This is a genomic window from Rubidibacter lacunae KORDI 51-2 (genome assembly GCF_000473895.1).
Taxonomy (GTDB): domain Bacteria; phylum Cyanobacteriota; class Cyanobacteriia; order Cyanobacteriales; family Rubidibacteraceae; genus Rubidibacter; species Rubidibacter lacunae.
Window position 1 is genome coordinate 1 of sequence record NZ_ASSJ01000073.1, and the last position, 3659, is coordinate 3659.

3 protein-coding genes are annotated in these 3659 nt (G+C 57.0%); all 3 read left to right on the top strand.

All coding sequences use genetic code 11. The annotated features are described in order from the left end of the window. A partial coding sequence (locus tag KR51_RS12730) for a helix-turn-helix domain-containing protein (protein ID WP_022608353.1) occupies positions 1-466 on the top strand: 466 nt, incomplete at its 5' end. 224 nt (positions 467-690) lie between these two features. Further along, a complete protein-coding gene (locus tag KR51_RS12735) occupies positions 691-1887 on the top strand; it encodes a class I SAM-dependent methyltransferase (protein ID WP_022608355.1) in 1197 nt (398 codons plus the stop codon). Positions 1888-2384: 497 nt separating this feature from the next. Then, complete coding sequence (gene sigC / locus KR51_RS12740) at positions 2385-3638, top strand: RNA polymerase sigma factor SigC (RefSeq protein ID WP_040656207.1); 1254 nt, start codon at positions 2385-2387, stop codon at positions 3636-3638. Positions 3639-3659 lie beyond the last annotated feature (21 nt).

The window sequence follows — 3659 nt, forward strand, 5'->3', positions numbered from 1 at the left end:
GGAAACACTGATGAGTGGCATCACCCATATTGAAATTCGCGAGAGTGCCGAGGAACTCCAGGCACTGCTGCAAACAGAGAATCATCCGTCAGCAAAAGAGCGCTTACAAGCGCTCTACCTGATTCGAGCCGAGCAGTTGACGGTCTCGGCCGCAGCGCAGGTGCTGGGCAAACATCGAGGCACGTTGCAGCGTTGGCTGGCACGTTATCGTCAGGGCGGTCTGCCACATTTGTTGGCGCGGTCCGCTAGCCCCGGTCGTCCTCGCATCATCCCCGATTGGGCGGTGCGCTGCTTGCAGAAGCAACTCCAGGATCCAGAAGGCGGGTTCGAGCGCTACACGCAGATTCAGCAATGGCTGCGTACTCAGCTGGGTGTCGAGGCCAACTACGCCACCGTCCATCACTTGGTGCGGTACCGGCTGCAAGCAAAACTGAAGGGACCGCAACGTCGACTGCAGAGTCATTAGCGGGTAGAGGCCCTTAAAAAAATATAAAAAACTTAGGGGCAAGACCAAACGAACGTCCGAATCGAACGGTCCTCTTCGATCGCCTTACCTGCATCTGTGCCCGCGTGCCGATATTGTCGTCGTATCCAGAAGCGTGCGATTCTGAAAATTGGCTGTAGGCGATCGTGCCCCGGATGGCGATCCGGCTGCAGCAAAAATCTGCACCTGTTCTTTTCACGTTCGACATGTCTGACGCCGATACTCGCGCTGCCGTCGCCAAGCTCTACGACGCTTATCCGTTTCCGCCGGAACCGCTACTCGACGAACCGCCGCCCGGTTATAACTGGCGTTGGGTGTGGGACGCTGCCTACAACTTTTGCACTCAACAGCGACCGGCGCGATCGAACGTTCGCATCCTCGATGCTGGCTGCGGGTCGGGCGTCGGCACCGAATATCTGGCACACCTCAACCCAGACGCCAGCGTGCTCGGCATCGACATCAGCCCCGGCACCTTGGACGTTGCCCGCGAGCGCTGTCAGCGATCGGGGGCCAACAACGTCGAGTTCCGCTGCCTTCCCCTCGAAGCCGCAGCCGAATTGCCCGGCAAGTTCGAGCTGATCAACTGCGTCGGCGTCCTGCATCACCTGCCCAATCCGGTGCGGGGCATTCAAGCCCTGGCACCCAAACTCGCACCCGGCGGCATCTTGCATGTGTTCGTCTATGCCGAATACGGGCGCTGGGAGATACGCCTCATGCAACAGGCGATCGCGCTGCTGCAATCCAACCGCAGCGACTACCGCGAAGGCGTAAAGCTCGGGCGAGCGCTCTTTGCCGCCTTGCCTGAAACCAACCGTCTGGTGCGGCGAGAACGCGAGCGCTGGTCGCTAGAAAATCAGCGCGACGCCAACTTCGCCGACATGTACGTCCACCCCCAAGAAATCGACTACACCACTGAAACGCTCTTCGAACTCATTGCAGCGTCCGGATTGGAGTTCGTAGGCTTTTCCAATCCCCAGGTCTGGCAGCCCGAACGCTTGTTGGGAAGCAACCCAGACCTACTAGCTCGCGCTCGCGCCCTGCCCGAACACGATCGCTACCGCTTGATCGAACAGCTCGATCCCGAAGGAATTACCCACTTCGAATTTTTCTTGGCGCGATCGCCGCTCTCCCGTGCTGACTGGTCCGATGATGCCGCCTTGTTAGCGGCAATTCCCCTGCGCCATCCGTGCTTGCAAGGGTGGGAAAGCCGCAGCGTATTCGACCTCAACTATCAATTGGTCGACCTCAACGCGGCCGAATTTGCTTTCCTCAAAACCTGCGATGGAACGCGCTCGGTAGGAGAAGTACTCGCGGCAGTCCCGAATTTCGATCTAGCCGGTACGCGATCGCTTCAAACTCGGCAATTGCTAACCCTATCTCCGACAACCCACGACCCAAACTAAACCGATCGGAATCTTGGCACGTATGGGGTGGCTATTCCAATCCGCGACATGCAAGCGGGATGAATGGGATTTTCACAAAAGCGAACGACTGGCGTCTTGAGAATATCCAAATACCAACTTTTGTAATTCGTTCAGCAATCCCAGGAGGGCATGTGGGCAGGGTGGGTATTGCACTTAGCCGCCCTTCGGGATCCGTCTACAAACCTCCTGCGGCACCGCTAACGGCTGCCAATTCGCGCAAGCACAATCACTTTGCATTTTATGCCCGAACAATGAGGAATACAAAAATGTTCGCGGCGGCGCCCGCGAGCGCTGCTCAAAGCAGCTTGCGGGTAAGCGTTCCACTTCAGTCGTGAGTTCAGCCGACTATTGGTGCGAATGGTAACTATTTTGTGACGACTTATTTGCAGCCAAAGATGGGAATCCTATTGTTGGAAATCCCTCGAAGGGCTTGGCACGGCTTCAACGTTTTCCCACTTTCATTGGATGACCAAAAAATGTCTGGTACTTCCCCTTCTTTGAATATCGACACGAAAAAAACTCCCTCGAGCAGCAGCTTAAAAACCGTTAGTCCTGATGGTAATGAAGCCGAGAATTTTGGGGACGACCTCGTGGAATTAGAAATATCTGCCGGAGAAACCGGCGCAAAAGCCGATCGCTCGTCGCACGGTTCGACCGATTTGGTCCGCTTGTATCTGAGCGAAATCGGTCGCGTGCCACTCTTGCGTCGGGACGAAGAAATAGCAGAAGCGCAGCGAGTGCAACGGTATCTCCAGCTGCAGTCCGTACGCGACGACGCGGTCGCGAGCGGGGATCGCGTGTTGAGTCGGTTCGCAGACCTCAGTAAAACCTGCGATCGGCTAACCGTTCAGCTTGGCACGCGCCCGTCCCCAGCACGTTGGGCATCTGCGGCGGCTGTGGAGGTCGACGACCTCGAGCAGGCGCTTGCAGACGGTCGAGAACGATGGTCGCAGCTTGCAAAAATGACTGTGTCGCAGCTGAGCCGCACCCTGCTTGAGGGAGAGCGTGCGAAAAAGCACATGGTCCGAGCCAACTTGCGCCTCGTTGTGTCCGTGGCGAAGAAATACCAGAATCGTGGGCTGGACTTGTTGGACTTGATTCAAGAAGGTTCTCTAGGGTTGGAGCGCGCCGTCGAGAAATTCGATCCGACCAAAGGCTTTCGGTTCAGCACATATTCATACTGGTGGATTCGCCAGGGCATCACGCACGCGATCGCCTCGCAAAGTCGCACGATTCGCCTGCCGATCCATCTCATCGAGAAACTCAACAAAATCAAGCGGGTTCAGCGCCAAATCATTCAAGAAGGCGGCCGGTTTGCAACGGTTGAGGACATCGCGGAGTCCTTGAACGTGGAATCGTCACAGGTTCATGAGTTACTGATGTGTATGCCACGTGCGGTTTCCATGGACCTCAAAGTCGGGAAGGAACGCGATACGGAACTGAGCGAGTTGCTTGAAACGGACGACATTTCTCCGGAGGACCGATTCGCGCGCGAATCTTTGCAGCAGGATCTACACAACCTCCTATCAGAGCTAAGCGAGCGCGAGCGCGACGTGGTGCGGTTACGCTATGGCTTAAGCGACGGGATCGCTCGCTCGCTGGCAGAAATCGGACGTACGCTCGCGCTCTCGCGCGAGCGCGTGCGCCAAATTGAAGGCAAAGCGATGCAAAAGCTGCAGCAACCCAAGCGCCGCAACCGCTTGCGCGACTACCTGGAAGCCTTCGAGTGACATCCTCCCGACGCTGATGCT

Excerpts from the sequence above, each read along its gene's own strand:
- KR51_RS12735 (WP_022608355.1), top strand. The coding sequence starts at position 691 with ATGTCTGACGCCGATACTCGCGCTGCCGTCGCCAAGCTCTACGACGCT.
- sigC (WP_040656207.1), top strand. The coding sequence starts at position 2,385 with ATGTCTGGTACTTCCCCTTCTTTGAATATCGACACGAAAAAAACTCCC.